This is a genomic window from Bradyrhizobium sp. JR4.1, from assembly GCF_040548605.1.
GTDB lineage: Bacteria > Pseudomonadota > Alphaproteobacteria > Rhizobiales > Xanthobacteraceae > Bradyrhizobium > Bradyrhizobium canariense.
In genome coordinates this window covers 110,238-134,364 of sequence record NZ_JBEPRY010000023.1, presented here as the reverse complement: position 1 = coordinate 134,364, position 24,127 = coordinate 110,238, and the positions used below count along the sequence as shown (strand labels likewise).

The window sequence follows — 24,127 nt, the reverse complement described above, 5'->3', positions numbered from 1 at the left end:
GTGGTGCCGCGCAGGTCGGAGGCCGTCGCACCCGCAATCGTGGTCGAGACGTTCGACTTGGTCGAATAGCCGACCGTGGTCTGCAGCGCCTGGTTGGCGATCGACTTTGCGGAATCCAGCAGCTTCTGGAGCGAGGTGATGCCGGTGTTGGCAGCCTGGAGCACCTGCACGCCGTTGGCGATGCCATCGAGCAGATTGTTGATGTCGCTGGCGCGATTGTCGAGCGACTGTGCGGTAAAGAAGTTGGTGGGGTTGTCGAGCGCCGAGTTCACCTTCTTGCCAGTCGAGAGGCGGGACTGGGTGGTGGCGAGCAGATCGGCGGTGGACTGGAGGGAGAGCAGGTTCTGGCGAACCGAGGAGGAGAGAACGATACCGGACATACTGTTACCTTTCTGGTAGCTACGCGTCCTGTCTGATCGAGATTGATCAAACGACGGGCGGACGGTTGCGTCCAAGCCTCTAACAATCCGTGAAATGAAACCCCGGGTTTGTCTGCTTCGCGCCCAAAATGCTCTCCCGCAAACTTTCGAGCCGCGTCCTCGTCATTACGCAAGATGCTGAAGTTGTTTCATATTTTGGCGCGATCGCCGATGTTTACGACCCGTTAACCACATTGCGCAAGGATTGGACCCAAATCGGAGCAGGCAGCCATCATCGACGGGACACGCGCGCCGCTCGTTACAAAAGGTTGATGGAGAACAGGCATGGCCCTTAAAGTCGAGCTCAGACCGCACGAACGCATCATCGTCGGCAACTGCGTGATAACCAACACCGACCAGCGCGCGCGTCTTCTGATCGACGGCGAGAACGTGCCGATCCTGCGCGAGCGCGACATCCTCACGCCGGAGACCGCCGATACGCCGGCCAAGCTCGTCTATCTGGCGGTGCAGCTCATGTACATCTCGCCGGACCCGCAGACCCAGCACGGCACCTATTTCAACCTCGTGCGCGACATTGTCACCGCGGTGCCCAGCTCCTGGCCGATCATCGAGGGCATCAACAATTACATCATGAGCGGCGACCTCTACCGGGCGCTCAAGGAGGCTCGCAAGCTGATCGCTTATGAAGACAAGCTGCGCGACCAGTACGAAGCCAGTCATCCCAAGAGCGACGTCAGCTCGGCCGCCTGAGCACTTCGCGACACCCAAAACAAAACCGCCCCGGACCAGGTCCGGGGCGGTTTTGTTTTGAAGGATCCGGTATCACCGTGCCGCGAGCGGCGGCGCCTCGACCTCGATCACGCCGCCGCTGCGCCGTCCACCGAACTCCAGCACGGCCGCGACCAGCGCATCGATATCCCTCTCCTCGGTGCGATGATTGACGATGGCAGCGCGGATCGCGAACTTGCCATCGAGCGTCGTGCTTGAGGGCGCGGCGATGCCGGACTCCTGGATGTCCGCGACGACCTCGCGGTTGACCAGGTCGCCGGCGCGGTAGCGGAAGCAGACGATGTTGAGGTTCACCGGCGCCAGCAATTCCAGCCGCGGCTCGGCGAGAACGCGCGTCTCCAGATATTTCGCCAGCGCACAGCTACGCGCGATCCCCGCACCCAGCCGATCGGTGCCGAACGTCTTCAGCGTGAACCACGTCTTCAGCGCACGGAAGCCGCGCGACAGATCGGGGCCGAGATCGCAGGGCCAGACCGCGCCGGCCGCAAGCCCCCTCGCCTCGCGGCGCAGATACGCCGCGGGCTGCGCAAAGGCTTGCCGATGCTGCTCGCCGTCGCGCACCAGCAGGAAGCCGGCGTCATAAGGCACCTGTCCCCATTTGTGAAAGTCGAGCGCAATGGAATCCGCAAGCTCGATGCCGCCGAGCAGCGGCGCAAGCTCGGGCGACAGGATCGCGAGCGCACCGAAAGCGCCGTCGACGTGAAACCAGGTTCCTTCCTCGCGGCACAGTTCTGCGATCGTCTTGAGATCGTCGACCGCGCCGATATCGACCGTGCCCGCGGAGGCAACGACGAGGAAGGGCTTGAAGCCGACCTCGCGATCACTCGCGATCTGCGCGCGCAGCGCCGCGACGTCGATGCGATGATCGGCATCCATGCCGATCTTGCGCAGCGCATCGGTCCCAAGTCCGGCCATGTCCATCGCCCGTGAAATGCAGCCATGCGCCGCCTGCGAGGTGTAGGCCGTGAGCAGTGCGCCGTCGTTGCCGATGCCGTGCTGCCGCGCCAGCGTGCCGAGGGCAGCAGTTCGCGCCACCAGCACGGCCATCAGGTTGGCCATCGACGTGCCCGTGACGAAGATGCCGCTCGCGCTCTCCGGAAAAGCGAACAGCCCACGCATCCATTCAACGATCTGGCGCTCGATTTCGATCGGCATGTGATCGCGTCCGCCGAGATTGGCGTTGAGGCCCGCCGCGAGCATCTCTGCGAGCATGCCGACGGCGGTGCCGCCGCCATGCACCCAGCCCATGAAGCCGGGATGAACGTTGCCGGTCGCGTAGGGCGCAACATGATTGGCGAACTCGCGATAGACATCGGCGAGATCGTTTGCCTCGCGCGGCAGATCCGTCTTCACGGCCGCGCGGGTCGCATCGGGAATCGGCTGCCACACCGGACGCGCGCGAACATTGGCGATGCCGTCGATTGCTTCATCGAGCATGCGATGGGCGAGCGCGCGAAACTCGCTCCAGTCCTGCGGATCGAGCGAAGTGTGCGTGACGTAGCTTTGCGTGTTGCGGATGATCTCGTTCATGCTGCACTCTCCTCACCCACTCTTGCATGCCGCGACAGCATCGCCGTGAACGCGGCAAAGATCTTGCGCATCTGCGGCTGCTTGTAGGGAAACACGGCGGGCGGATCCATGTTGTGCACGACAGCGGTGTTGTCGGCTTCGAACACCAGAAGTTCGCCGTTGCTGTTTTCGGCGCAATCGACGATGAAATAGTCGAGGCCGACGCGCTTGCTCATCTCGTAGAGCGCGCTGCGATGACGCGCAGCGAAAGCGCCGTCGAAGTCGAGCATGAAGGCGGCTTCTTCGGCTCGCTTCTCCTCGCTGAACGCCATGTAGGCGTTGAGATACCAGATGTCCCAGCGGTCGGCGATCGCCATGTGGCAGGCGTAAGGCTTGCCGTCGACCATGGCGAGGCGATACTTGCGATAGAGCCCGTCAGGGCTCGCATAGTCGACGAAGCGCGCGACGAAGAAGTTCTGCTCCTCGCGCTCGGCGAGATAGGCTTTGAGCGCCGCGGCATCGTCGATCTTCGCGAGCCCGACGCCGGCATGCGTGCCGCGTGGCCGCACGATCATCGGAAAGCGCAGCTCCCCCGTGATGCTCTCGCAGGCGATCTTCCCTTGCGAAAGCTCCAACAATTGCGCGCGCGTCGCGTGTGCGGTCACGGGAATGTCCAGACCGGGGATGCCCGCCAGCAACCGGAACAGTTTGTCGCGATCGAGATTGCCGATCAGCTCTGGACGATTGAGCAGTGGCCGCGGCCAGCGCGGCGCGGCCTGCTCGATGGCGGCGAGTGTCTCACGGCATTCCTCGGAATCGGAGGCGACCACGATGGCGACGTCGTGCTCGGGCAACGTCTCGGGAAGGCCGACGCCCTTGATGACGTAGAGCGTCAGCAGCTCGATATCGGAGCCTTCGAGCAGGAATTCGATCGGGGTATTGCCGCCCATGTCGATGTCAGCCGCGAGCGCGAGCACCCGCAGGCGGGGCTTCGGAACCGCGCAAGGGGTACGAAACAATTGATGGAAGGAGAGCACCTCGCTCTGGATCACCAGCCCGGCCTCCTTCTCGCCGAGGAGCTGGGCGATCAGCGACAGATCCAGGCCCTCGCCGGCCTCGGCCGTCCCCTCCGCGATCCGCGCCAGAAGATGTTCGCGTAGCGGGTGCAAATCGCCGCCCTCGAAGGCCCGGCGCGTCAACTGCGCAAAGCCGATGCGGTCGGAATAGTTCGGCGTGGAAACGGAATGCTGCATCTCAAACCTCGAACGCGGATTTTTCCGGCATGGCCGCAGCCGCGGCACGGTCAAGCAGCAGTTCGATCTTCGCCAGGACGTGAGCGATATGATCGAGAATGTGCTGCAAATTGTGTTGCGCCTGTGCGGCGTCGGCGGACCAGGCTTCGGTGACGAGCCGCGCGCCCACACAGAGGCGCAGCACGGCCTGCGGCGCATCGTCCGGCCGCTCCAGCCTGACCGGCTGGCCGATCAGACAACGTTGCGCGGCGACTTGCCGGTCCGCCGCGCTGCCGCCGATCTCCAGGTTGATGTCGCGCTCCAGCGCGCGATGAACGGCGCCGGTCTTGGCGATCGAGACAGGCTTGCCCTCGCGCAGCAGCGTGAACGGAAAGATCGTACGTTGCGCGAACTCCTCGTCGTCCGCGGCGCTCGTCTCGATTGCGCTTGGAACGGCACGAAGCGACGGCGACAACGCGATCATGCTGTCGATCCCGGCGGCAAGCTCGGCCAGCGCCCTGGCGCGGGAAGCCCCAGGCACGGCGTAGTAGCTGCCGATCTCCGCAAGCGCCGCCTCCCAGCGCAGCCATTGACCGAAATTCGGCCGGCGCTCGAAGCGCGAGCGCAGTGCCGTCCAGGCCATCGGCCAATCGCAGCGGCCGGCATAGTCGAAGATGCCGGGCGCAATCGTGCCGATCCGGCCGAGTGACCGCGACAGACCTTTCGGCACCAGCAGCGCACCGCTGAAGGCCGGCCCGCCGAAAAACTTCGAGCCGATCATCAACACCATAAAGCCGCGATCGAGATAACAGCGCAGCCGGCGGCGGCCGAGCCGCGCCTGGCAGGCATCGACCACCACCTGAACCTTGCGCGGCCAGCGCCGCGCGATCTCATCGAGGCAGGCAGCACTCGGCGCGCGCCAGCCGAGTTTTGACGAATCCATGATCTGCAACAGAACGCGGCGGCCTTGCGCGAGGCTGTTCTCGACGGCACGCATGACCGCAGCATCTGCATCGGCGCGCATCGCGAGGCCGGACGCGAAATCGAGCAGCGGCACCGCGATGCTGTCGCCGGCGAGGCCCGCGACCGCGGCATCCTTGCGCACGACAATGCCGTTTGCCGTCATCGCGCTGAAATGATGTCCGCGCGCGGTATGGACCGTGCCGCTGCCGGTCTGGTCGGCGCCGACCACGATCGTCACCGGCGAGGCGCCGAGCACCGCACGCGCCAGGAACAACGCGTGGAGCTGGGAATCCGTACCGGACGGCGAGAACACGATATCGACACGCGGCGCGAGCTGGAGATGGCTGCGCAATTTCTCGCGCATGTCCTCGCAGCGCGCGTCGAACGCGATCTCGACCTCGTCGAAAAGACACCTGTGCATCAATTCTTCGCGCGCCAGAGCGGCGCGGTCATAGGCGGCTTGCGAGATGGTCGAAGCGGTCGAGGAGGCGAAATTCCAGATCTCCGGCTTCGGCGAGGCCGCACAGCCATAGGCGTTGACGCGATCCCTCGGGTCGAGCGCCAGCCGCAGGTCTCCACCAGAGATCAGCAACGTATCCAGCGGCGTGAAGAGATCGCGCAGGCGATAGCGCGAGCCGCCGTCGAAGGCGCGCTCCGTGCCTGACACACGGGAGGCGCCGACGCTCATCCCGGAAGGCTCACGCCGCATCGGCCGCCGCCGGCGCGGCTGCGAATTGCGAAGCGACGTCGCCGCGGAACACCGACGGCCCGACGTGATCGAGCGAGCTCTGGATGTCGGCCCAGATATCGCCGCCGATATCGGTCCAGCGCTTGCAGAAGGCGAAGTCCTCGGAAAGATAGGTGCCGGTGGCGGGGTCGATCATACACTCGAACAGCGCGAAGCGGTTGCGGCTCCCCGCCAGGGTATCGTGCGAATGCTCGCGGAAGAACTGCAGGGCCGCATAGTCCGGATGACGGCACATCGTTTCCAGCACGTGACGCCGGATCATCAGGAAACCGGTCCCGGCGTAGCGAACGCGGGTAAAACCGTTGACCACCACGATGCGGTCGGGGTCCTCGATCTCGAGCACATAGTCGAGCGAGGCGGCCGGCACATCGGCCCGGCCGGCCTCGATCGCCCGCTTCGCCTTGTCCCAGTTGACCCGCTTGATCGGATAGCAGCCGGCAACGACGTCGGCTCCGCACTCGATCAGCCGGAACACCTGCTCGGGCTTGAACCCGATATCGGCGTCGATGAACAGGAAATGCGTCGCCTTGGCATCGTCCAGGAACATCGCGGCCAGGTTGGCCCGCGCGCGCGTGATCAGCGCGTCTCCATCGCGCAGCAGCACCGTGAGCTCGAGATTGGGCACGCCATGCACGGCGCGCTGGAGCGCGAAGATCGAGCTCGCGTAGATGCTCGACACCTGCCCGCCAAAACAGGGCGTCGCCACCACCAGCTGCATCGTTTCCGACATTGACGGCTCCGCCCCGCTCCAATCCTCACCAAGAGGTAAAGAGGCATGGTTAACGGCGCCTTAACGCATCCTTACAGGAACTTGACGAGCGAGAGCTGCGAGAGGTTCGAGGTCACCTGGTAGGAGGCCTGGAGCGCATTCTGGAGCGACAGGATCTCGCTCGCGACCTGGTCCGGCGAGGCCGATTCCGCCTGGTCGATGATGGTCTGGAGCTGCGCCTTGGCCTGGGTCTGGCGCGTGCCTGCGTCCTTCATGGTGTTCTGGGCCATCGCGAGGTCGGTCTGGATGTCCTCTATGTGCTGCTGGCCGGGCTGCTTGGTCAGAGCCTGCGTCACCCGCAGGCTCAGCGCGGCGACCTGCCCGCCCGAATACTGGCCGGTCGGCGAGGTCGAGAACGTCCCGAACACGGCGACCGCCTGCAGCTCCTTGCGGATGGCGTCCTCGTTCGCCTGCGCGCCATACTGCACCGTGACGGAATCGTCGACCCGGGCCATCGCGGTGGAGCGCGGCGAGCCGGGGCCGTCATTGCCCAGATACCATTGCACGGTGGTGGCCGAGCCGTTCACCAGCGTCGTCGCCGAGCCGAGCGGCGAAGAGCCGACGCGCAGCGGAGGCTTTGCCGCCGTGACCGGGGAGGTCGTGAAGCCGAGCGCCGCGAACGCCGTGCTGTTCGAGCTCGTGATGTTGAGGCTCCCGGGATCGTCCGTGTTGATCGTGATCACGCCGACTTGGATGGTCGACGGCTTCGTAGTGCCGGTGATCTGATCGATCTTGCTCACAAGAGTTGTGATGTTGTCGGTAAGGTTGATCTGGTTTGGGCCGGTGGCGCCCGAGGCGACAAAAGTCAGCGTCTGACCGTTCACCGTGATCGTATCGGGGCTAACGGCAGGCGGCCCCGCCGACCCCGCCTGGAACGCCGCTGAGAGGACCTCCGGGCCGCCAGCGGTCGCAGTGCCGCTCAGCACAGTTGAACCGGTGATTGGAGGCGTCGACGGCACGTTGCCGCGCGTCACGCTGCTGAGACCGAGCGCTGTGGCCGCCGGGCCGCCGGTGATCGCCACGTCTGTGCCCGTGCCAGTCGCGATCTGAACGTTGCCGGTGGCGCTCAGAGTCACGTTGGCGGCGGGGATGCCGGCCGCGGCCGCGATCGCATTCAAGATATCAGACATCTTTGCGGTGCTGCCCGAAGCCAATCCAATCGTGGTATTGCCGCTGGCCGTCGTGACCGTGGTGACGGTAGGGTCGAAGGTAATGGTATGGGCGCCGCTCGCGCCGGTGATGGTCAGGGTGGTACCGGTCGGAGCGTTGGCGAGCGCGTTGAGAATGGCTCCGTTGAGATTGGGTGTCGCCGAAGAATCGAGCGACGTGGTCGTAGACGCAATCGCCAATGCGCTGTCCTGCAACGCGACCGAGCCCGTCCCGGTCGTCGAGGTATAGGAGCGCAGATTGCCGGTGGCCGCCACATTCGCAGTGGCGGATCCCGCCGTATTGAAGAAATTGTCGCCGGCGGTGACAGCGGACGCCGCCACCAGCGAGGTGCCGGCGAGCTTCTTGATCGCGGTGTTCAGCGCGGTGTTGAGGTTCGTCGCCGTGATGTTCGGGTCCGGAGGAACCACCGGAACGGCATTGGGCTTGCCCGGATCGATCGCAAAGCTGCCGTCGGGCGTCGGCGTCGCGCTGGACGCCGTCAGCTCGATCTGCTCGGTCGAGCCATCGGGCAGCGTGAACTGCACGCTGAGCTTGTCGCCATTCTTCGGATTGACGCCGTTGAGGTCGACCGAGAACGACACCGGCGAGCCGCTCGGGCCGGTGACCGTCGCGCCGGTCAGCGTCGAGGAGACTGCAGCGATTTTCAGGCCGAACGGCGAGGCCGCGAAGTCCTCCGACACCTTTACCGAGCTCGGCGTCGGCTGTGGCGTCGCCAGCACCAGCCGGCCCATGCCGTTGGCGCCGAGGTCGGCGGCCTGGCGCTCCGCCATGACGGTCTTGAAGCCGGCCTGCGTCGTGGTGCCGTTGATGATGTCGCCGGCATTGGCGACCGACTGGGTGTTGAACGCGGTTCCGGAGAACAGATAGCGGTTGCCAGACTGCGTGTTGAGAACGCCGACCATCGAGCCGAATTGCGCAGCCGCAGTGTTCTGCGCAACCGTCTGGCCGTTGACGTTGAGATCCTGCGCGGTGTTGGCCGAGCCCGTCTGCACCGTGTTGCGGATCGTGGTCAGCGATTGCAACGCAGTATTGGCGAGGTTGATGCTGACGTTGACGTTGGTCATCGTGTCGCTATAACCCGCGATGTTGGAGAGCTGCGCGCGCCCGGCGATCGCAAAGCCCTCGTTGGTGCCCATCCCGGAATAGTTCTGCGACAGCTTGCCGGTCGAGAGCTGCGTCGACAGGTCGGTGAGCTGCTGGTTGATGTTGCGGATCTGCGAGCCGAGAACCGACGAGGAGTAGTTGATGCTGCTGATCGACATGTTTCAGAGCCCTGTTACTTGTTACACTTGAGCCTGGAGCAGCGTATTCATCATGCTCTGCACCACCGACATGACATGAGCGTTGGCGGCATAGGCATTCTGGAGCTGGATCAGGTTCGACATCTCCGCGTCCAGGTTGACGCTGGAGGTCGAGTTGAACTTGGCCTGCAGCGTCGAGACCACGACGCTCTGGCCCTGCTGGAGCTGGGTCGCCTGGGTCGCAGCATTCCCCTGAACACTCAGGAACTGCTGGAGGTAGTTCGAGACGCTGCCGGTGAACGGCTGGCTCGCCGAGCCCAGACCGGATTGCGGCGAATAGGAGAACACCGCCGAGGTGAGCTGCGAATAGAGATAGTCCGAGCGCGTGGTGTCGCCGGTGGGTGTCACCGGCGAGGTGTTGTAGACCGACAGCCTGGTCGGGTCGGTGGCGAGCTGCGTGTTCACGGCGATGCGTCCGGCAAGGCCGGTCATTTGCGAACCCGATGCCGTGATCGCGCCGGTGTAGAGCGCCTGCCCACCGTCGGTGAACAGCGGCAGTTGCGGATTGCCCGAGGTCAGCGACGAGATCGTCTTGGTGATCGAGGCCGAATTGACCTTGGCGAGGCCGCTGTTGTCGTCGGTCACCCGCAAGGTGGTGGCCATCGCCGGCGGCGGCGCGGCGGCGAACGACAGATGCGAGCCGGCAAGCGCGGTGTTGAGCGCCGAGGCGATCGCGCCCATGCCGCCGGAGAAGTTCACCCCGATCTGCATCGGATTGGCGTTGGTGGGGTTCTGGAGCGGCAGCGCCGCCGGATCGGTCACGTTGACCAGCGTGACCTGTCGCTTGGTGTTGGTGGTCGTGTCGGTGTAGGTGAAGTTGACGCTGTTGCCCGGCGCCGCCCCGGCAAGGTCGAGATCGAAGCCGGCCGGCAGCACGGTCACCGGCCCGCCGGCCGTGGTCTTGTCCGACAACGCGCTCGACATCGTCGCGGCGAATTGGTCGATCTGGTTCTGCGCCTGCACCAGCGCCTGGTCGCGCAGCTTCAGATCGGCCGCGATCTGGCCCGAAGACACCACGTTGTTGGCGATGACGTCGACCGAGGATCCGTTCGGGAGCTTGATGTTGAACGCGCCGACGCCGGATTTGGCCGGATCGATATTGTAGAGCGAGGTCGCCGACAGCGCGCCGGCGGACGCAAAGGTGAATTGCGAGGCCAGCCCGGCGCCGACCAGCTGGATGCCGGTGGTGGTGTAGATGTTGGCCTGGTTCGACCCGTCGGTGGTGACGTGGACGTCGACATATTTCGACAGCGTGTTGATGGCCTGGTCGCGCTGGTCCATCAGCGTCGCGGCCGAGGGGTCGTTTGCCGACAGGCCCTGGAGCCTGCCGTTGATGTCGGCGACCTGCTGCATCGCCGCGTTGGCGGCTAGCGCCGAGGTGCCGAGATCCTGCTCGACGTTGGAGCGCAGCGACTGGATGCCTTTCGTGGTGAGGTTGAGCTGCTGCGCCAGCGTCTGCGCGGCGCCGAGCGCAACCGTTTGCGCCGACGACGAGCCCGCGTTGGTCGACAGCGCCTGCAGCGCCGTGGTGAAATTGTTCAGGGCTGTTTCAAGCGTGCCGCTATTGCCTGGCGTGCCGTAGACATTCTGAAGCTGCTTCAGGATGTTGGCCATCTGGTCGGCATAGCCGCTGCCACCGGTCTCGGTGCGCAGCTGGTTCTGCACATAGGTGTCGAGCTCGCGGCTGACGCCGGTCGTCATCACCGTTGAGCCGAAGTCGCCGGTGGTGACCTCGATCTGGTTCGGCGTCTGGACGATGTAACCCGGCGTCTGCGAATTCGCGACGTTCGAGGACACGATCGAGAGCGCGGCCTGGTTGGCACGCAGACCGCTCATCGCACTGGCGAGGGCTGAACTCAAACCCATGTTGACTTGCCGCCTTTGGTTACGTCACGCGCGGATCAGCGCAACACGTTCAAGAGGTCCTGCACCATCGAATTCGCCGTCGTGATCACTTTGGTGTTGGCCGAGTAGGCCTGCTGGGTCACGATCAGCTTGGTGAACTCGTCGGCGATGTCGGTGTTCGAGCCTTCCAGCGACGAGCCGCTGATCGAGCCCGAAGCGCCGTCGATCGCGGGTCCCGACTGCTCAGTCGAAGCGTAAGCACCGCCGTCGAGCGCCTTGAGGTAGTTGGTGCCGTTGAAGTGCGACAACGTCACTTGGGCGAGGTCGAGGTTCTGGCCGTTCGAGAAGGTGCCGACCACGAGACCGCTGTTGTTGACCGAGACCGAGCGGAGCTGGCCCGCGGCATAGCCGTTCTGGGTGATGGTGTTGATGGTCACCGCGCCGCTGGTGCTGGCATATTGCGTCAGCCCGCCCGAGGAGATGTTGAAGGAGAGCGCACCGAGCGACTGACCGCCGACGCTGACATTGTTGATGGTGATGCCCGAGCCGCTGGGCGAGGCCAGCGAGCCGTCGGCCGCGAAGGTGAACGTCTGTCCGGTGTTGGCCCAGCCGACCGCCGTGCCGGTCGCACTCGGATCGGTCTGGTAGAACAGGTTCCAGCTATCGGTATGCCCGTTGCCCAGCGAGGCGCTGTCGGTCTTGGCCCAGCGCATTTGCAGGTTCACCGGCGTGCCCGCGGCGTTGTAGGCGGTGACTGCACCGCCGCTGATCGATTCCTTGGTGAAGGTGGCGATGTCGTTGCCGATCACGGTGCCGGTGCCAGCGGTGCCGCCGCCGCCGCGGGGCTTGTTGATGGCCGACGTGAATCCAAGCGCGGCGAAGGCACTGGTGTTGCTGCTGGACACCTGCAGGGCGGGGCTGGCGATACCGGTATTCAGCGTGATCACACCGTTAGTGATCGATGAGCCCGAGGTGCCGCTGAGAAAGTCGATCTTCTGAAGCAAGACCGAGACGTCGTCAGTGACGCTGATCTGATTCGGGTTGGCAATTGGACCGGCCGCGGAGACGAAAGTCAGCACCTGACCGTTCACGGTGATGGTATCGGCGGGGGGGCCCGCAGAGAAGCCCGATGAAAGAACTTCCGAACTGCCGGCCGTGGCAGCGCCACTGAGCAGCGTGTTGCCGGTGATCGGAGGCGAGGACAACACGTTGCCCCCGCGCGTCACGTTGCTGAGGCCGAGCGTGGTGGCCGCGTTACCGCTGATCGCGAGATCGACATTAACGCCGCCAGAGATCTGGATGTTACCGCTCGTGTTGACCAGCGCGGTGACGCCGTTGCCGGCGCCTCCGGCTGTTGCGATCGCAGTCAGGATATCGTTGACGGTGTTCGTGGTGCCGTTTTTCACGCCGATCACGGTGCCGGTGGCGGTCGTGGTGATGCCCGTAATGGTGTTGTCGAAGCTGATCGTATAGACGCCACCGCCATTGTTGATGGACAGCGTCTGGCCAGCCAGCGAGGCAGCGAGATGCGGGACAGCAGTGGGGTCGAGGGACGTGCCGCTGTTCGCTACTGCCGAGGCGCTGTTTAGCAGCGCCACCGAGCCAGTCACCGTCGTCGACGTGTAGGCCGAGCGCAGATTGCCGGTAGCGGCGCCGCCGGAGACCGTCGCGTTCACATAAGGCGGGGGCGGCGTGCCGACGATCAGCGGGTTGGCGGCGAAATCCGACGGGTTCAGGCCGCCGGCTGCCAGCAGCGTCTTGCTCGCTGCGGTGGAGCTTGCCGCCGTGTTCGGCACGCTCGGCAGGTTCGCCGCGTACTGGATCGAGGTCGTCGCCTGCGCCGGGATGAAGTTGTTCTGGAATTTCAGGACGGTCGCGACGTTGCCGGTCGGGTTGCCCGTCTTGGGGTCGACCGTGGTGCCCATCAGATAATAGCCGGCGCCATTGACCAGGTTGCCGTTGGCATTGAGCTGGAAGTCGCCGCGGCGGGTGTAATAGGTGACGCCGCTGAACACCGGAACGTTGTCGACGACGCCGGTCGCCTTCTGGATCGAGAAGAAGCCGTCGCCGGTGATCGCCATGTTGGTGGCGACGCTGGAGCCCGAGATCGTACCCTGCGTGGTGATGGTGGCCTTGGCGTTGGCGGTCACGCCGCCGGCGACCTGCTTGCTCGGCACTGAGGCGTCCGGAATGAGATCGACGAAGCTGGTGCCGATGCCCTTGTAGCCGGTGGTCGATGAGTTCGCGATGTTGCCGGAAATGTTCTGCAACGCGTAGGACTGCGCCTGCAGGCCACCCACCGAGGTGTTCATTGCATCGAAGATACCCATAACTTTGTCTCCAGATCCGATCTCGGCGGCCGGTCGACCATGGCCGCAGTCGAAGGAGACTGTCGCAAGGGCTATGCCAATGCGGGTTTTCTCATGAAATCAATGGCTTAACGAAAAAGCCCCAGTCTGATGACCGGGGCACAATTGCCGGGACCGGCAACAATTGCCGGTACTTGCCTGTCATTCCGGGGCGGTCCACAAGACCGAACCCGGAATCTCGAGATTCTCAGGTGCGCAATTGCGCACCATAATTCGATGCTCATGCATCGCTCCGGAATGCTCCAGCGACGCCTTACGTCGCCGACGCAGCCGCGGGATGGAAGACCAGCCCGAAACCGTCGATGCAGTAGCGCAATCCGGTCGGCTTCGGACCATCGTCGAAGACGTGCCCGAGATGGCCGCCGCAGCGCCGGCAATGCACCTCGGTGCGGAGCATGCCAAATGTGCGATCCTCGGTCTTGCCGACATTGCCCTCGATCGGCTGGTAAAAGCTCGGCCATCCCGTGCCGCTCTCGAATTTGGTGTCGGACGCAAACAGCGGCAGGTCGCAGCCGGCGCAGGCGAAGATGCCCTTGCGATGCTCCTTGAGCAGCGGGCTGGAGCCCGGCCGCTCGGTGCCTTCCTTGCGCAGGATCTCATATTGCTGCGGCGTGAGCTGGGCACGCCATTCGGCGTCCGTCTTGTCGATCTCGAATTTCTGCGCGGCTTTCTCTCCAGCCTCCGCGGGCGATGCTCTGAGCCAGCGGAAGGCCGCAAGGCCGAACAGGCCGGCGACAGTCGTCAACAGGATGCGGCGGTCAAACATCTCATTCTCCATGCGGGAGCGTCTACGCCCTGAGATACGGGCTCTCACGGCCGACGTTACACTTCCGGGCGGAGTTTTTCTCACCTTATCGCGAGGCGCCGTCGTCCTGCGGGACCGGTTCCACGGCTTCCGCCACCGGCTTCGGCGGTGGGGCCGGCCGGGGCCGAACCCTGGGCAGCGGACGGCGCGGACCGGTCCCGGCGGCCCGGTTGGCTTCGGCCAGCCGCGCCTCGCGTTCCCGGTCCTTGACCCTGGCACGCTCGCGATAGCGGGCAAGCGAGCCTGCGGCGGCGGAACTCGCCCTGCCCCAGATTCCGACCAGTTGCCCGGCGACGCGCCCCGTCGTTCCACCCGCCCAGACCAGCTCGAACGGCGAGAACAGCTTCCAGCGCTCGTCGCCCCACAGGATGCTGCGGGCGATCATCTGCCCGGCCATGGCCGAGGTGTTCATGCCCTGGCGGCCGAACCCGCTGGCCACCCACAGGCCTTTGCGCAACTGGCCGATCTGCGGCATGCCATGCACGGTCTGGCCGGTGGCGCCGCCGAACATTTCGGTGATTTCGACATTGCCGAGTTGGGGAAAGATGGACCGGATCCGCCGCCTGACGGCGCCCGCAAAGCGTTGCGGTCGCGCCGCCCAGGTGGTCTCCGGGCTCTCCCACATCAGGCGGTCGCCCTCGACGATCCGGAAATGGTCGACGCCGTCGGAATCCATCACCGATCCTTTGAAGGCGATGATCTCGTGCAGGCGCTCGCCGAGCGGCGCGGTGATGCCGGCATAGCGCCAGACCGGCAGCAGCGTTTCCGACAGGCGCCGCAACGGCGCACCGAGATGGATGTTGCCGGCGAGCACGATATGGGTGGCGCGCAGCCGCGCCGAGGGCGTGACGATGCGCTTGCGGATGCCGGAATGATCGATGCTGACGACCGGCGTATCCTCGAAGATGCGCGCCCCCGCCCGCCGCGCCAACGCCGCGAGGCCGTGCACATATTTGCGGCCGTCGACCTGGAACGCCTTTGGATAATACACGCCATGGAAGTAGTGATCGGTCTTGAGCACCTCGCGGACGCGATCGACTTGCCAGCCCTCGGCCTCGGTGTCGAAATCCTCGTTCAACATCTGCAAGCGGCTGATCAGCCGGTCGCCGGCATCGACGTTGGAGACCTCGAGCACGCCGTCGGTCGGGCCGATCCCGGGCATGTTCTCTTCCGTGGCGTTGGCCCGGACAAACTCGGCGCCCTCTTTCGACAGCGTCCACAATTCCCGCGCGTCCTCGAAGCCGATGCGCTCGATCAGCTCGGCGAGCGGCAGCGCGAAGCCCGGCATCACGGTGCCGAGTTGATTGCCGGAAGCGTTCCAGCCGATGTGGCGGCCCTCGAGCACCGCGACGCTGGCGCCCAGCCGGGCCGCCTCGAGCGCAATGGAGAGCCCTGCAAGCCCCGCCCCGATCACGCAGATGTCGGCGTCGAGATCGAACGACAGTCGCGCGCGTTCACGAAAGCCGGCTTCTTCCTGGGACACGCTTGTGAAAGTCTCGCTCATGTCGTTTCTTAGAGCATGATCCGGAAAAGTGTGCAGCGGTTTTCCGAAAAGATCATGCTCATAACAAAAATTTAAAGCGCGATGGGGATTTGTCCTAATCTCATCGCGCTTTAGAGGACTGTGCAGGCCCTTGTCACCTTGCCCTCAAGCGGCACCTGTAGATTATTCTGGACGCGTAACGATTCGAGAGTGCCATGCGCCGTTTGATGCTGCTGCGTCACGCCAAGACCGAGACCGACGCGCCGAGCGGCCGTGACCAGGATCGCCGCCTCGACGACCGCGGCCACAAGGATGCCGCCGAGATCGGCGACTGGATGGCCTGCCATCCCCCCTTTCCCGAGGCCGTACTGGTATCGCATGCTGTCCGGGCCCGGCAGACCTGGGACATTGCTTGGGAGACCATGAAGGACCGCGTCGCCGCGCCGCAGGTCGAGGTCCTGCCGGAACTCTACGCCGCCGATCCCGCCCAGATCCTGGAATCCATTCGCACTGCAACCATTCCGGCTGATCCGAGGCAATTGCTGCTGGTCGGCCACAATCCGGGCATGCACGAGATCGCCCTGATGCTGACGGGCGGCGGCGATCCGGCCGCCGCCAAGGCGCTCGCCGACAACCTGCCCACGTCGGGGCTTGCGATCTTCGACTTTGACGTCAAGGATTGGGGTGACGTGGCTTACCGCCGCGGCAAGCTGGTGTTGTTCGTCAGTCCAAAGCTGCTTCGAAGTTAACGCTGCTTCGATCGGGTTGATCGCGTGACGTGCCGGCAAGACGTCCTGACTGAAAGATTTGGAGGCGCAGATGTTCAAGTCCATCCTCGTGCCCATCGACCTCGCCGACACCGACCTGGCCAAGCCGGCGATCGCGACCGCGGCAACGCTGTCGCAGACCTGGAGCGGGGTGGTGCGCCTGCTCAACGTGCTGCCGATGACGCCGGTGATGCTGGCCGAATACGTGCCGGCCGATTTCGACGAACAGCAGCGCCAGACCTCGGAAGAAGCCCTCGCCATCGTCGCACGCGAGTCCGGCATCGAGCCTTCCCGCATCTCTAGCGTGGTGCGCCAGGGCGGCATCTATCACGAGATCCTGGAGGAAGCCGTGCACATGAAGGCCGAGCTGATCGTGATGACCTCGCACCGGCCGGCGATGCGCACCTATTTCCTCGGCTCCAATGCCGGGCATGTCGTGCGCTACGCAAAATGCTCTGTGTTGGTGGTGAGGCACTGAGCTCGGAGCAATGTCGTGAAGCAATGGTGGCGGAGATGGACGTACGAGATCCCGCTCGCGATCGGCGATGCTTTATGGGAGGTGCTGGTCGTGCAACTGGCCGCACTGCTGGACAGGCTGACGGTGCGGAAGGTGATCGCCTTCATCCCCGTCGTGATCCTCATACTGGCTTACTACCACGGGATCCCAATCCCGCCGGAATTGATGCTGGTCGGCGACTTCCTCGCCTATATCGACATCTTTTCGGTGCTGATCCTGCTCGGCGTGCTCAGCCGCGTCACGACGATGCAGTTCGTCGTTAAACAGGCTGCCGCACGTATCGCCAGGTTCGCGGGCAACGTCGCTGCACATTTGCCGCGCCGGGATGTCCGGCATCGGCGCCAACGCGGCGCAGCGACACGACCTCGCCGAAAGCCCGAGCGCTCCGAAGGCGATCGAGCTCTCGGCGGTTTTTGGGGCCAGGCCGCCTTCGCCTGAACCATATACAAGCTCGTGGCCCGGGTGAGCGAAGCGATACCCGGGACAGCTCGTGTCACGATTCCCGGATAGCGCTTCGCTCATCCGGGCTACTAGCCCTTGCATTGCCCGTCCGGCAAAACACCCAAGCTCTCGGTCAACGCGCGCCACGAAAAATATTCCACTTTACCGAATTTCGGAATTGCGTATATTCCGCCTCACTCCGGCCCAAGGAAGAGGGGCGTATCGCGATCGTCACGAACGCGGGCCGGACGGCGGTGGACGTTGGCCACATCGGCGCAAACGGCTTTGCAGGGCGGGCAACCGTGAGCGAAGGCGCCGCGCACTCGACCGGTGTGATCGGCGTACGGCGAAATCGTGTGGTCCTGGCGCCCGGGGTCTGTGCGCCAAGTGTTGCGGTGATGTGGGTTGCCCGACCGGGCATCCGCATCAGCCATCCGCAAGGCGACGGGGGCAATAGTGCATCGCTCCCCGGGGAGAGCGCGACATAAGCCGTAAAGCCACTGCGCAGGGAAGGCCGGATGTTCAGGCTTCACCTGTATGCCACTGTGCAGATTTTCTTACTGCAATTTCGCACAGTGGACCGCGGGTGCCAGCCGGCGCCCGGTCTTCCCTGCGCCCTCTTTCGTTAGAGGGTGAGGCGACGAAGCAAAGCTCGGGCGAAACAAGCCGCGAGGATGCGAAGCTGTGTCTACGATAAAAGTACGAGTTAAAGGAACGACAGTGCTACCCACCAACGCCTTCATTGCGAGCGCAGCGACTTGTCCGCCGAAGCTTTAGCGAAGGCGGAAGCAATCCAGAGTCTTTCCACGGTGGGTTTCTGGATTGCTTCGCTGCGCTCGCAATGACGATATCGAAGCAGATGTACCTGAAAACTCAGTCTGGTGCCCCGGACGCAGCGCGTCCGGGACAAGAGCGAAGCGCTTACAGAAACCGCGTCAGCTCTGCTTTGGCCTGACCGTAGACCGCATCCTCGATCTGGCTGCGCGTGATACCGATGTCGCGCAAGGCGCGGTCATCGAGGTCGTTCAGCGTCTTGACGGCGGAGCGGCGCTCCAGGGCGTCGAACAGCGCATAGGCGCCGTGGGCGAGCTTGCGAAAAAATCCGTCTGACGAGGATGAGCGTAAACTCCGCCCGGCGGTCTGCGAGATCGTGGTCATTGTCCTTCTCCGGCCTGTTGTCCACGCGGCGATGCGGATGCCGTTGGCGCAAGCGCCCGAGCGCCTGCACCTCATTTGCCGTCGGATTGCTCTCGCTCTCCTCGGCTCAATCGTGAAGCTTGATGGAACTTAAATGCTCCAGTACACTACTCGGAGCAAGTGAAACATTGCTCTCGGTGCAATAATGTCCAAGTTCGAATACGTGAAGCTTGCCGATGCCATTGCTCTCGATATCTCTAACGGCACGTTAAGGCCGGGCGACCGGCTGCCGCCGCAGCGCAATTTTGCCTATGACCGTGGCATCGCGGTCTCGACCGCGAGCCGGGTTTATACGGAGTTGCTCCGCCGCGGCCTCGTCGTTGGCGAGGTCGGCCGCGGCACCTTCATCTCCGGCGACATCAGGCGCGAGGTCGAGGCGCTGAGCGAGCCGCGCGACGCGCGGATCGATTTCGAGGTCAATTATCCGCTGCTGCCGCAGCAATGGGCGATGATCGCCAAGAGCCTTGCGGGCCTCGAACGCGTTGACGCGCTCGAATCCGCGCTGCGCGTCTCCACCAGCACCGGCACCAAGAGCGCGCGCAATGCGGCCGCCGCCTATCTCGCGCGCAAGGATTTTGCACCGCAAGCCGAGCAGATCATCTTCACTGCGAACGGCAAGCAGTCGCTCGCGGCCGCCCTCGCAGCCCTCGTTCCCACCGGCGGCCGCTGCGGCGTCGAGGCGCTGACCTATCCGTACGTCAAGAGCATCGCCGCGCGGCTCGGCGTGACGCTGGTCCCGATACCGATCGACGAATTTGGCGCACGCCCCGACGCCATCCAGAAGGCGCATCGCGAGGCACATCTGTCGGCGCTGTATCTCCAGCCCATCATCCAGAACCCGCTCGGCGTCACCATGAACGCGACGCGGCGCGCCGACATCATGCGCGTTGCCGAGAAGCTTGATCTCACCATCATCGAGGATGCCGTCTACGGCTTTCTGGCCGACGACACGCCGCTGGCCGCGCTCGACCCCGACCGCTGCATCGTGATCGACAGCCTGTCCAAGAAGGTCGCGCCGGGCCTCGCGCTCGGCATCCTGGTCGCGCCGCCGCGATTGCGCGAGAGCGTGATGAGCGCGGTCCGCACCGGCGGCTGGATCGCCTCCGGTCACGCGCTCGCATCCGGGCAGCGGCTGATGGCAGACGGCACCGTCGCCGAGCTGACGCGGCTGAAACGCATCGACGCTGCGCGCCGCCAGCAGGCCGCGGCAAGGTTGCTCGCCGGCTACCAGCTCTCCGCCGATCCCCGCTCCTATCACCTCTGGCTCACGCTGCCGGCACACTGGCGCTCGCAGACCTTCGTCGCCGCAGCAGCCCGGCGCGGCATCGCGCTGACACCGTCCTCGACCTTCGCGATCGCCCATGGCCACGCACCGAACGCAGTGCGGCTCGCGCTCGCCCCACCGTCCTTCGAGCAGCTCGATTCCGGCCTGCGCACGATCGCATCGCTACTCGGCACCAAGGAAGAGGATTTCGACTCGACGGAGTAGCTAAAGCGTCTTCGAGCGAAGTGGATACCGGTTCGCGTCAAGAAAACGCGTCAAACAATAATCTGATGCCGTTCCCCGCTCAGGCCTCCGGCCATTCCGCGATGAAGCCCTTCGCCTTGTAAGGCTCGATCTTGTCGCATTCATGCAGCATGCGGCGACGAAATTCGGGATCGGTGTGCCAGAGCGCGCGCGGCGTCGCAAAGCTGTCGACCGTGAGCAGCATTTTCTCGACCTCCGGCCAATGCCGGTGCAGCGTCATCGGATAACGCCGCGCGGTCCAGGTGTTGCCGAGGCAGATCACGCTGCGGACATTGTGCAACCCGAGCGTCGCGTCGATAATCGGCAGCGAGAGGATCACGTTCTCGCCTGTGTTTTGGGCATGATGTTCCTCGAGAATTCGGTCAGCGGGAATGCCCGCCGCGACCATCGCCGCCTTGATGATCATGCACTCGGATTGCTCCGAGCCCGCCGTCGCGCCGCCGCTGACAATCGACCAGCGGAAATAGCCCTGGCGCCATAGTCGCCCCGCCGTATCGGCCCGCAGCGTGACGTCCTCTCGGGTGCCGAACATGAACAGGAGGTCCGCCGGCTGCAGCGGCGTATCGACCAGATGGACGCGGTTGATCTCGGAGATCTCATCTGCCGAAGGCCTCCGCGTGCTGCGTTCCAGGGTTGACATGGCAGCACGATGCGACACCGCCGCAACGGCGCGAAGTCACGTTTGATTGCGGCCCATTGCATCTGAGGCAACACGGCCATTTAGGGCAGCAAGGCCCTCGGCACGCGATCGAAGCTGTAGCTCCGCGGCTGGTTACGCCGCACGAAGCCGCCGATCTGCCAGGCGAACAGCGCGGCAAAGCCGATGATGAACAGCGCCCCGGCGAATTCGCCGATCGCAAGCGCCCGGACCAGGAGCCCCGTCATCGCCACCGCAAGCGCCGCAAGAAAAGCCAGCATTGTCGCGTAGGTCCTGCGGCCAAGGCCCGCGGTCAACTCGGCTTGGCTGCCGGCCTGCGCCATGCGCGCGTGCAACGCGACGATGAAATTGCGAAAGCCATTGTCCTGCGGCGCCATCAAGGCCGCGGTCTGCCAGCTCGTCGACAGAATCCTGATGCGGCCGCCACTGGCATGGCTGACATCGGCGCGAAAGCGATGCTGCTGCATCGAGACGGGGCGGAACGACAGCCGGATTGCACTGATCTCGTCGTAACGCCACAGGCCCGAACGGCCGCCGATGTGCCAGGACAGCCCCTCCTCCGTCAGCTCGAAGCGATGCGCCGAGCCGATCAGCGACGCCTTGTAGGCATAGCTCGCGCCCGCAGCCGCCTCGGCTCCCGAATCCTGCATCTTCACAAACAATCCAATCCGGGCGATCCCATCTGCGATCCGCTTGCGTGAGCGCCCTGCCCCATCCTACAAGCGGGACATGGCTGAGACGATTTTTTTTCCGCGCCGCCTGATTCTCGGCGCCGCCGTGATCTCCGGCGTGCTGCTCGCGCTCGCCGTGCACATGCTGGGCGCGCGCTACGGGCTCGACCTCGGCGGCCTCTGGCACTCGGACACGCACGAGTTCATACCGGCGGGCGCGGCGATCGCCTGGTGGCTGATCGCCTCCGTCGGCTTCTCCGGCGGTTATTTCACGGCAACATTGATGCAGAGCGCCGTCTCGGGCCAGATCCCGCAACGGATGCGGCAATTCCTGATCGCGGTCGGCGTGCTGCTGCTTGCGGGTGCGGGCCAGGTGGCCTCGGCGCCGAGCCCGGTCCCGACGGTCTCGGGCGTGCTGGCCGGAATTGCCGCGCTGGGCCTCGGTGCCGTGATGGCGTTCTGCGGCGCGCATTTCGCACTGCGCCGCGGCTAATTCCTCCGCACAGTTCATCCGCGCGACGGCGCGCCGATCCCGATCACGGCGGCAGCGAGTACGAGGACCGTGGCCGAGACCACCAGCGATGCGTGCAGGCCGGTCATGAATGCGCCTTCCGAGGCCACCAGCGAACCGAACAGCGCAACGCCGAGCACGCTGCCTGTCTGCCGCGTCGCGTTCAGGACGCCCGCCGCGATGCCGGAGCGCGCCTTCTCGACGCTGCCCAACAAGGTCGAGGTCAGCGGCGGCACCAGCAGCCCAAGTCCGCTGCTGATCGCGATCATTTGCGCAAAGATCGCCCAATAGCTCGTGCCGGCTTCGATCCAGAGCAGGCCGAGACAACCGAGCGCCGAGACGCAGGCGCCGACGACGATGGTAGGGCACGGGCCGATACGCTCGGCGAGGCGCGGCGCCAGCAGATTGACCGGCAGCACCACCGCCATCATCGGCACGAAGGCGAGACCGGTCCACCACGCCGACAGGCCGTTGATCCTCTGGAAGTACAGGCTGAGCACGAAGATCAGCCCGTAGATTGCGACGTTCACGAGCAGGCCGACGAGTGCGGTCAGGCTGAACAGCCGGTGATCGAACAGGGACAGGGGCAGCATCGGCTGCGTCGCGCGGCTCTCGCGCCAGACGAACAGCACCGCCAGGAGAGCGGCTGAAGCGAACGCCGCGAGCACAGCCGGATGCTGCCAGCCAAGCGCGCCCCCCTCGATGATCGCGCCGGCGAGCGCCCCCAGCGCACCAATCGCCGCGAGCTGGCCGGGCAGATCGATCTCGCGTGAGGGCGCGCGCGTGGTCTCGGTCGCATAGCGCCAGCTCAGCCAAAGGCCGATGAGGCCGATCGGAAGGTTGACGAGAAAGATCGCGCGCCAGCCGACCACTGTGATCAGCGCGCCGCCGACGAAGGGGCCCGCGGTGAGCGCGAGGCTCGCACCGGCCGCCCAGATCGCGACGGCGCGGCCGCGCTCGCGGTCATCCGGATAGGCATGATTGAGCAGGGCAAGAGAATTCGGCACCAGGATCGCCGCCGCCAGCCCCTGGACCAGCCGCGCCCCAATCAGCACGGTCGCATTGGGCGACAACGCACAGGCGAGCGAGGCCGCGGTGAAGATTGCGAAGCCCGCCATGAAGACGCGCTTGGCGCCGATGCGGTCGCCGAGTGCGCCGGCCGTCAGGATGAAGGCGGCAAACGCAATGGTGTAGGCGCTGACCACCCATTGCAGCTCGGCGACGCCGCCGCCGAGCGTCCTGCCCATGGCGTCGAGCGCGGTGTTGACGATGGTGACGTCAAGCTGCACCACGCCATAACCAAGGCTCATCGCGGCAAGGGTGAGAGACGTCGCAAGGCGGGAGCCGGAATGCGGCGCGCCGGCTTCGAAGGCTTCGTATCTGGCGGTGCTTACTCGCATGCTGCCATCTCGGTTGCAGCCCCATGCGAATGATACACTTCCCGCTCGCCGTCATGTTACGACAACGATCGAATGATGCATGCCTAATGGATGCGTAACGTGCGAGCGTCGCGCGGATGACCGCGCGACGCTCTATCCTGGCTAAGCCTGGCCTCAGCTTGCAGCGCGCAGATTCACCTTGCTCTCGGCGATCGTGGTCAGCTTCTTGTCGGTGGCCTTCTCCTCCTCGAGCGTCTTGGCGAGCATGCTGGCGCAGTCGTTGCGGCCGAGTTGCTTGGCCCAGGCGATCAGGCTGCCGTAGCGGACGATCTCGTAATGCTCCGCCGCCTGTGCCGCGTTGATCAGCGCGGCGTCGAGCACCGCCTTGTCGGCGACTTCGCCGGCCGTCTCGTCGGCTTCCTCGATGATGCCGTCGATCGCGGGGCAATCGACCGCCTTCACCTGCGCACCGTGCATCTTGAACACTTCCTCGAGCCGCTTGACGTGCTCCCTGGTTTCTTCGAGGTGCGTCAAAAAGCTCTGCTTCAGCTGCGGATCGGTCGCCTTATCCGCCATTTTCGGCAGTGCCTTGGTGAGCTGCTGCTCGGCGTAATAGATGTCCTGGAGCTGATGCACGAACAGGTCGTTCATGGTTTTGATGTCTTTTGTGAACAATCCCATCGGTCCGATCCTCTCGGGTTGTGGGAACACGGAGGCACCGGCGTTCAGGAGAAGCCGGTTATTCCGCCATGTTCGATTGCTGATGCGGCACTAACCAGCGCACGGCATCGTCGTTCCAAAAAAGCCCGCATCCCTTGCGCTGGAACAATGCCGGCCGTGCAGGATCTGAAATCATGTCACGGACGGACGCGACCGGTCCTACGACTCATATGCTTAACGCGCGTCCGATGTGAACCGCGTATGACAAAGTGGCTGGTCCAAGACAGAACCTATCCTTGTCAAGGGCTGCACAAGTCACTGTTTTTGCCTTAAATGAGCTACATCATGTCTAGCGATCCAAGCCCACATCGGGCACTGATCGCATCCGACCGGCCAATGTCTGGCCTGGTCGGTCTTGCCCCCCGCCGGGAGGAT

General features: G+C 64.6%; 21 protein-coding genes. 6 read left to right on the top strand and 15 right to left on the bottom strand.

From position 1 onward, the window contains the following. A partial coding sequence (locus ABIB90_RS32740) for a flagellin N-terminal helical domain-containing protein (protein WP_502918251.1) occupies nt 1-380 on the bottom strand: 380 nt, incomplete at its 3' end. A 324-nt stretch (nt 381-704) separates the two neighbouring features. Between ABIB90_RS32740 and flbT the strand changes: the two genes are divergently transcribed. Next, on the top strand, nt 705-1,130 hold the full coding sequence (gene flbT, locus ABIB90_RS32735) for a flagellar biosynthesis repressor FlbT (RefSeq protein WP_354202158.1): 426 nt from the start codon (nt 705-707) through the stop codon (nt 1,128-1,130). Between the two features lie 72 nt (nt 1,131-1,202). On the opposite strand, the gene ABIB90_RS32730 is transcribed toward flbT, so the two are convergent. The 9 genes from ABIB90_RS32730 to ABIB90_RS32690 form a co-directional block, all read right to left on the bottom strand. Then, nucleotides 1,203-2,699 carry a pyridoxal phosphate-dependent decarboxylase family protein gene (locus tag ABIB90_RS32730; protein WP_354202157.1) on the bottom strand — a complete coding sequence of 499 codons (1,497 nt, stop codon included), beginning with the start codon at nt 2,697-2,699 and terminating at the stop codon, nt 1,203-1,205. Further along, nucleotides 2,696-3,931, bottom strand: a complete 1,236-nt coding sequence (locus tag ABIB90_RS32725; protein ID WP_354202156.1) for an ATP-grasp domain-containing protein — start codon at nt 3,929-3,931, stop codon at nt 2,696-2,698. The genes ABIB90_RS32730 and ABIB90_RS32725 overlap by 4 nt, the downstream gene beginning before the upstream one ends. 1 nt (nt 3,932) lies before the next feature. Then, complete coding sequence (locus tag ABIB90_RS32720; protein ID WP_354202155.1) at nt 3,933-5,582, bottom strand: hypothetical protein; 1,650 nt, start codon at nt 5,580-5,582, stop codon at nt 3,933-3,935. Continuing rightward, nucleotides 5,572-6,351 (bottom strand): hypothetical protein, encoded by a 780-nt coding sequence (locus ABIB90_RS32715; protein WP_354202154.1) that lies wholly within the window; start codon nt 6,349-6,351, stop codon nt 5,572-5,574. The genes ABIB90_RS32720 and ABIB90_RS32715 overlap by 11 nt, the downstream gene beginning before the upstream one ends. Nucleotides 6,352-6,422: 71 nt before the next feature. Further along, entirely contained in the window at nt 6,423-8,822 is a 2,400-nt protein-coding gene (locus ABIB90_RS32710; RefSeq protein WP_354202153.1) for a beta strand repeat-containing protein, read from the bottom strand. Nucleotides 8,823-8,843: 21 nt separating this feature from the next. Then, entirely contained in the window at nt 8,844-10,727 is a 1,884-nt protein-coding gene (flgK, locus tag ABIB90_RS32705; protein WP_354202152.1) for a flagellar hook-associated protein FlgK, read from the bottom strand. 35 nt (nt 10,728-10,762) lie between these two features. After that, nucleotides 10,763-13,036, bottom strand: coding sequence for a flagellar hook-basal body complex protein (locus tag ABIB90_RS32700; RefSeq protein WP_354128029.1), 2,274 nt, complete (start codon nt 13,034-13,036; stop codon nt 10,763-10,765). A gap of 292 nt (nt 13,037-13,328) precedes the next feature. Beyond that, complete coding sequence (msrB, locus tag ABIB90_RS32695; protein WP_007602094.1) at nt 13,329-13,841, bottom strand: peptide-methionine (R)-S-oxide reductase MsrB; 513 nt, start codon at nt 13,839-13,841, stop codon at nt 13,329-13,331. A gap of 85 nt (nt 13,842-13,926) precedes the next feature. Then, nucleotides 13,927-15,384 carry an NAD(P)/FAD-dependent oxidoreductase gene (locus ABIB90_RS32690; protein WP_354202151.1) on the bottom strand — a complete coding sequence of 486 codons (1,458 nt, stop codon included), beginning with the start codon at nt 15,382-15,384 and terminating at the stop codon, nt 13,927-13,929. Between the two features lie 194 nt (nt 15,385-15,578). On the opposite strand from ABIB90_RS32690, the gene ABIB90_RS32685 reads away from it, so the two are divergent. The 3 genes from ABIB90_RS32685 to ABIB90_RS32675 all read left to right on the top strand — a co-directional run bounded on the left by ABIB90_RS32685 (nt 15,579) and on the right by ABIB90_RS32675 (nt 17,085). Further along, on the top strand, nt 15,579-16,112 hold the full coding sequence (locus ABIB90_RS32685; RefSeq protein WP_354202150.1) for a SixA phosphatase family protein: 534 nt from the start codon (nt 15,579-15,581) through the stop codon (nt 16,110-16,112). Between the two features lie 70 nt (nt 16,113-16,182). Further along, on the top strand, nt 16,183-16,608 hold the full coding sequence (locus tag ABIB90_RS32680; RefSeq protein WP_007602088.1) for a universal stress protein: 426 nt from the start codon (nt 16,183-16,185) through the stop codon (nt 16,606-16,608). 15 nt (nt 16,609-16,623) lie between these two features. Continuing rightward, nucleotides 16,624-17,085, top strand: coding sequence for a hypothetical protein (locus tag ABIB90_RS32675; RefSeq protein WP_354128026.1), 462 nt, complete (start codon nt 16,624-16,626; stop codon nt 17,083-17,085). Nucleotides 17,086-18,009: 924 nt separating this feature from the next. On the opposite strand, the gene ABIB90_RS32670 is transcribed toward ABIB90_RS32675, so the two are convergent. Further along, nucleotides 18,010-18,246 (bottom strand): DUF1127 domain-containing protein, encoded by a 237-nt coding sequence (locus ABIB90_RS32670; protein ID WP_007602084.1) that lies wholly within the window; start codon nt 18,244-18,246, stop codon nt 18,010-18,012. A 184-nt stretch (nt 18,247-18,430) separates the two neighbouring features. Here ABIB90_RS32670 and ABIB90_RS32665 point away from each other — a divergent pair, with 184 nt between their 5' ends. Further along, complete coding sequence (locus ABIB90_RS32665) at nt 18,431-19,774, top strand: aminotransferase-like domain-containing protein (RefSeq protein WP_354202149.1); 1,344 nt, start codon at nt 18,431-18,433, stop codon at nt 19,772-19,774. Nucleotides 19,775-19,853: 79 nt separating this feature from the next. On the opposite strand, the gene ABIB90_RS32660 is transcribed toward ABIB90_RS32665, so the two are convergent. Together ABIB90_RS32660 and ABIB90_RS32655 are read right to left on the bottom strand one after the other, a co-directional pair. Next, nucleotides 19,854-20,453, bottom strand: a complete 600-nt coding sequence (locus ABIB90_RS32660) for a YdcF family protein (protein WP_354202148.1) — start codon at nt 20,451-20,453, stop codon at nt 19,854-19,856. 80 nt (nt 20,454-20,533) lie between these two features. Then, complete coding sequence (locus tag ABIB90_RS32655) at nt 20,534-21,121, bottom strand: hypothetical protein (protein WP_354202147.1); 588 nt, start codon at nt 21,119-21,121, stop codon at nt 20,534-20,536. 79 nt (nt 21,122-21,200) lie between these two features. Here ABIB90_RS32655 and ABIB90_RS32650 point away from each other — a divergent pair, with 79 nt between their 5' ends. Further along, nucleotides 21,201-21,635 carry a hypothetical protein gene (locus tag ABIB90_RS32650; RefSeq protein ID WP_027566871.1) on the top strand — a complete coding sequence of 145 codons (435 nt, stop codon included), beginning with the start codon at nt 21,201-21,203 and terminating at the stop codon, nt 21,633-21,635. A 14-nt stretch (nt 21,636-21,649) separates the two neighbouring features. Here ABIB90_RS32650 and ABIB90_RS32645 read toward each other — a convergent pair whose 3' ends face one another. Together ABIB90_RS32645 and ABIB90_RS32640 are read right to left on the bottom strand one after the other, a co-directional pair. Continuing rightward, the gene (locus ABIB90_RS32645) at nt 21,650-23,053 is read right to left on the bottom strand and encodes an MFS transporter (RefSeq protein WP_354202146.1); all 1,404 of its coding nucleotides are present in this window, start codon (nt 23,051-23,053) and stop codon (nt 21,650-21,652) included. A gap of 153 nt (nt 23,054-23,206) precedes the next feature. After that, a complete protein-coding gene (locus tag ABIB90_RS32640; protein ID WP_354202145.1) occupies nt 23,207-23,713 on the bottom strand; it encodes a YciE/YciF ferroxidase family protein in 507 nt (168 codons plus the stop codon). Nucleotides 23,714-24,127 lie beyond the last annotated feature (414 nt).

Bases quoted from the DNA above. Each gene is read 5' to 3' on its own strand.
- flbT (WP_354202158.1), top strand. From the start codon at position 705: ATGGCCCTTAAAGTCGAGCTCAGACCGCACGAACGCATCATCGTCGGC.
- ABIB90_RS32730 (WP_354202157.1), bottom strand. From the start codon at position 2,699: ATGAACGAGATCATCCGCAACACGCAAAGCTACGTCACGCACACTTCG.
- ABIB90_RS32725 (WP_354202156.1), bottom strand. From the start codon at position 3,931: ATGCAGCATTCCGTTTCCACGCCGAACTATTCCGACCGCATCGGCTTT.
- ABIB90_RS32720 (WP_354202155.1), bottom strand. From the start codon at position 5,582: ATGCGGCGTGAGCCTTCCGGGATGAGCGTCGGCGCCTCCCGTGTGTCA.
- ABIB90_RS32715 (WP_354202154.1), bottom strand. From the start codon at position 6,351: ATGTCGGAAACGATGCAGCTGGTGGTGGCGACGCCCTGTTTTGGCGGG.
- ABIB90_RS32710 (WP_354202153.1), bottom strand. From the start codon at position 8,822: ATGTCGATCAGCAGCATCAACTACTCCTCGTCGGTTCTCGGCTCGCAG.
- flgK (WP_354202152.1), bottom strand. From the start codon at position 10,727: ATGGGTTTGAGTTCAGCCCTCGCCAGTGCGATGAGCGGTCTGCGTGCC.
- ABIB90_RS32700 (WP_354128029.1), bottom strand. From the start codon at position 13,036: ATGGGTATCTTCGATGCAATGAACACCTCGGTGGGTGGCCTGCAGGCG.
- msrB (WP_007602094.1), bottom strand. From the start codon at position 13,841: ATGTTTGACCGCCGCATCCTGTTGACGACTGTCGCCGGCCTGTTCGGC.
- ABIB90_RS32690 (WP_354202151.1), bottom strand. From the start codon at position 15,384: ATGAGCGAGACTTTCACAAGCGTGTCCCAGGAAGAAGCCGGCTTTCGT.
- ABIB90_RS32685 (WP_354202150.1), top strand. From the start codon at position 15,579: ATGCGCCGTTTGATGCTGCTGCGTCACGCCAAGACCGAGACCGACGCG.
- ABIB90_RS32680 (WP_007602088.1), top strand. From the start codon at position 16,183: ATGTTCAAGTCCATCCTCGTGCCCATCGACCTCGCCGACACCGACCTG.
- ABIB90_RS32670 (WP_007602084.1), bottom strand. From the start codon at position 18,246: ATGACCACGATCTCGCAGACCGCCGGGCGGAGTTTACGCTCATCCTCG.
- ABIB90_RS32665 (WP_354202149.1), top strand. From the start codon at position 18,431: ATGTCCAAGTTCGAATACGTGAAGCTTGCCGATGCCATTGCTCTCGAT.
- ABIB90_RS32660 (WP_354202148.1), bottom strand. From the start codon at position 20,453: ATGTCAACCCTGGAACGCAGCACGCGGAGGCCTTCGGCAGATGAGATC.
- ABIB90_RS32655 (WP_354202147.1), bottom strand. From the start codon at position 21,121: ATGCAGGATTCGGGAGCCGAGGCGGCTGCGGGCGCGAGCTATGCCTAC.
- ABIB90_RS32650 (WP_027566871.1), top strand. From the start codon at position 21,201: ATGGCTGAGACGATTTTTTTTCCGCGCCGCCTGATTCTCGGCGCCGCC.
- ABIB90_RS32645 (WP_354202146.1), bottom strand. From the start codon at position 23,053: ATGCGAGTAAGCACCGCCAGATACGAAGCCTTCGAAGCCGGCGCGCCG.
- ABIB90_RS32640 (WP_354202145.1), bottom strand. From the start codon at position 23,713: ATGGGATTGTTCACAAAAGACATCAAAACCATGAACGACCTGTTCGTG.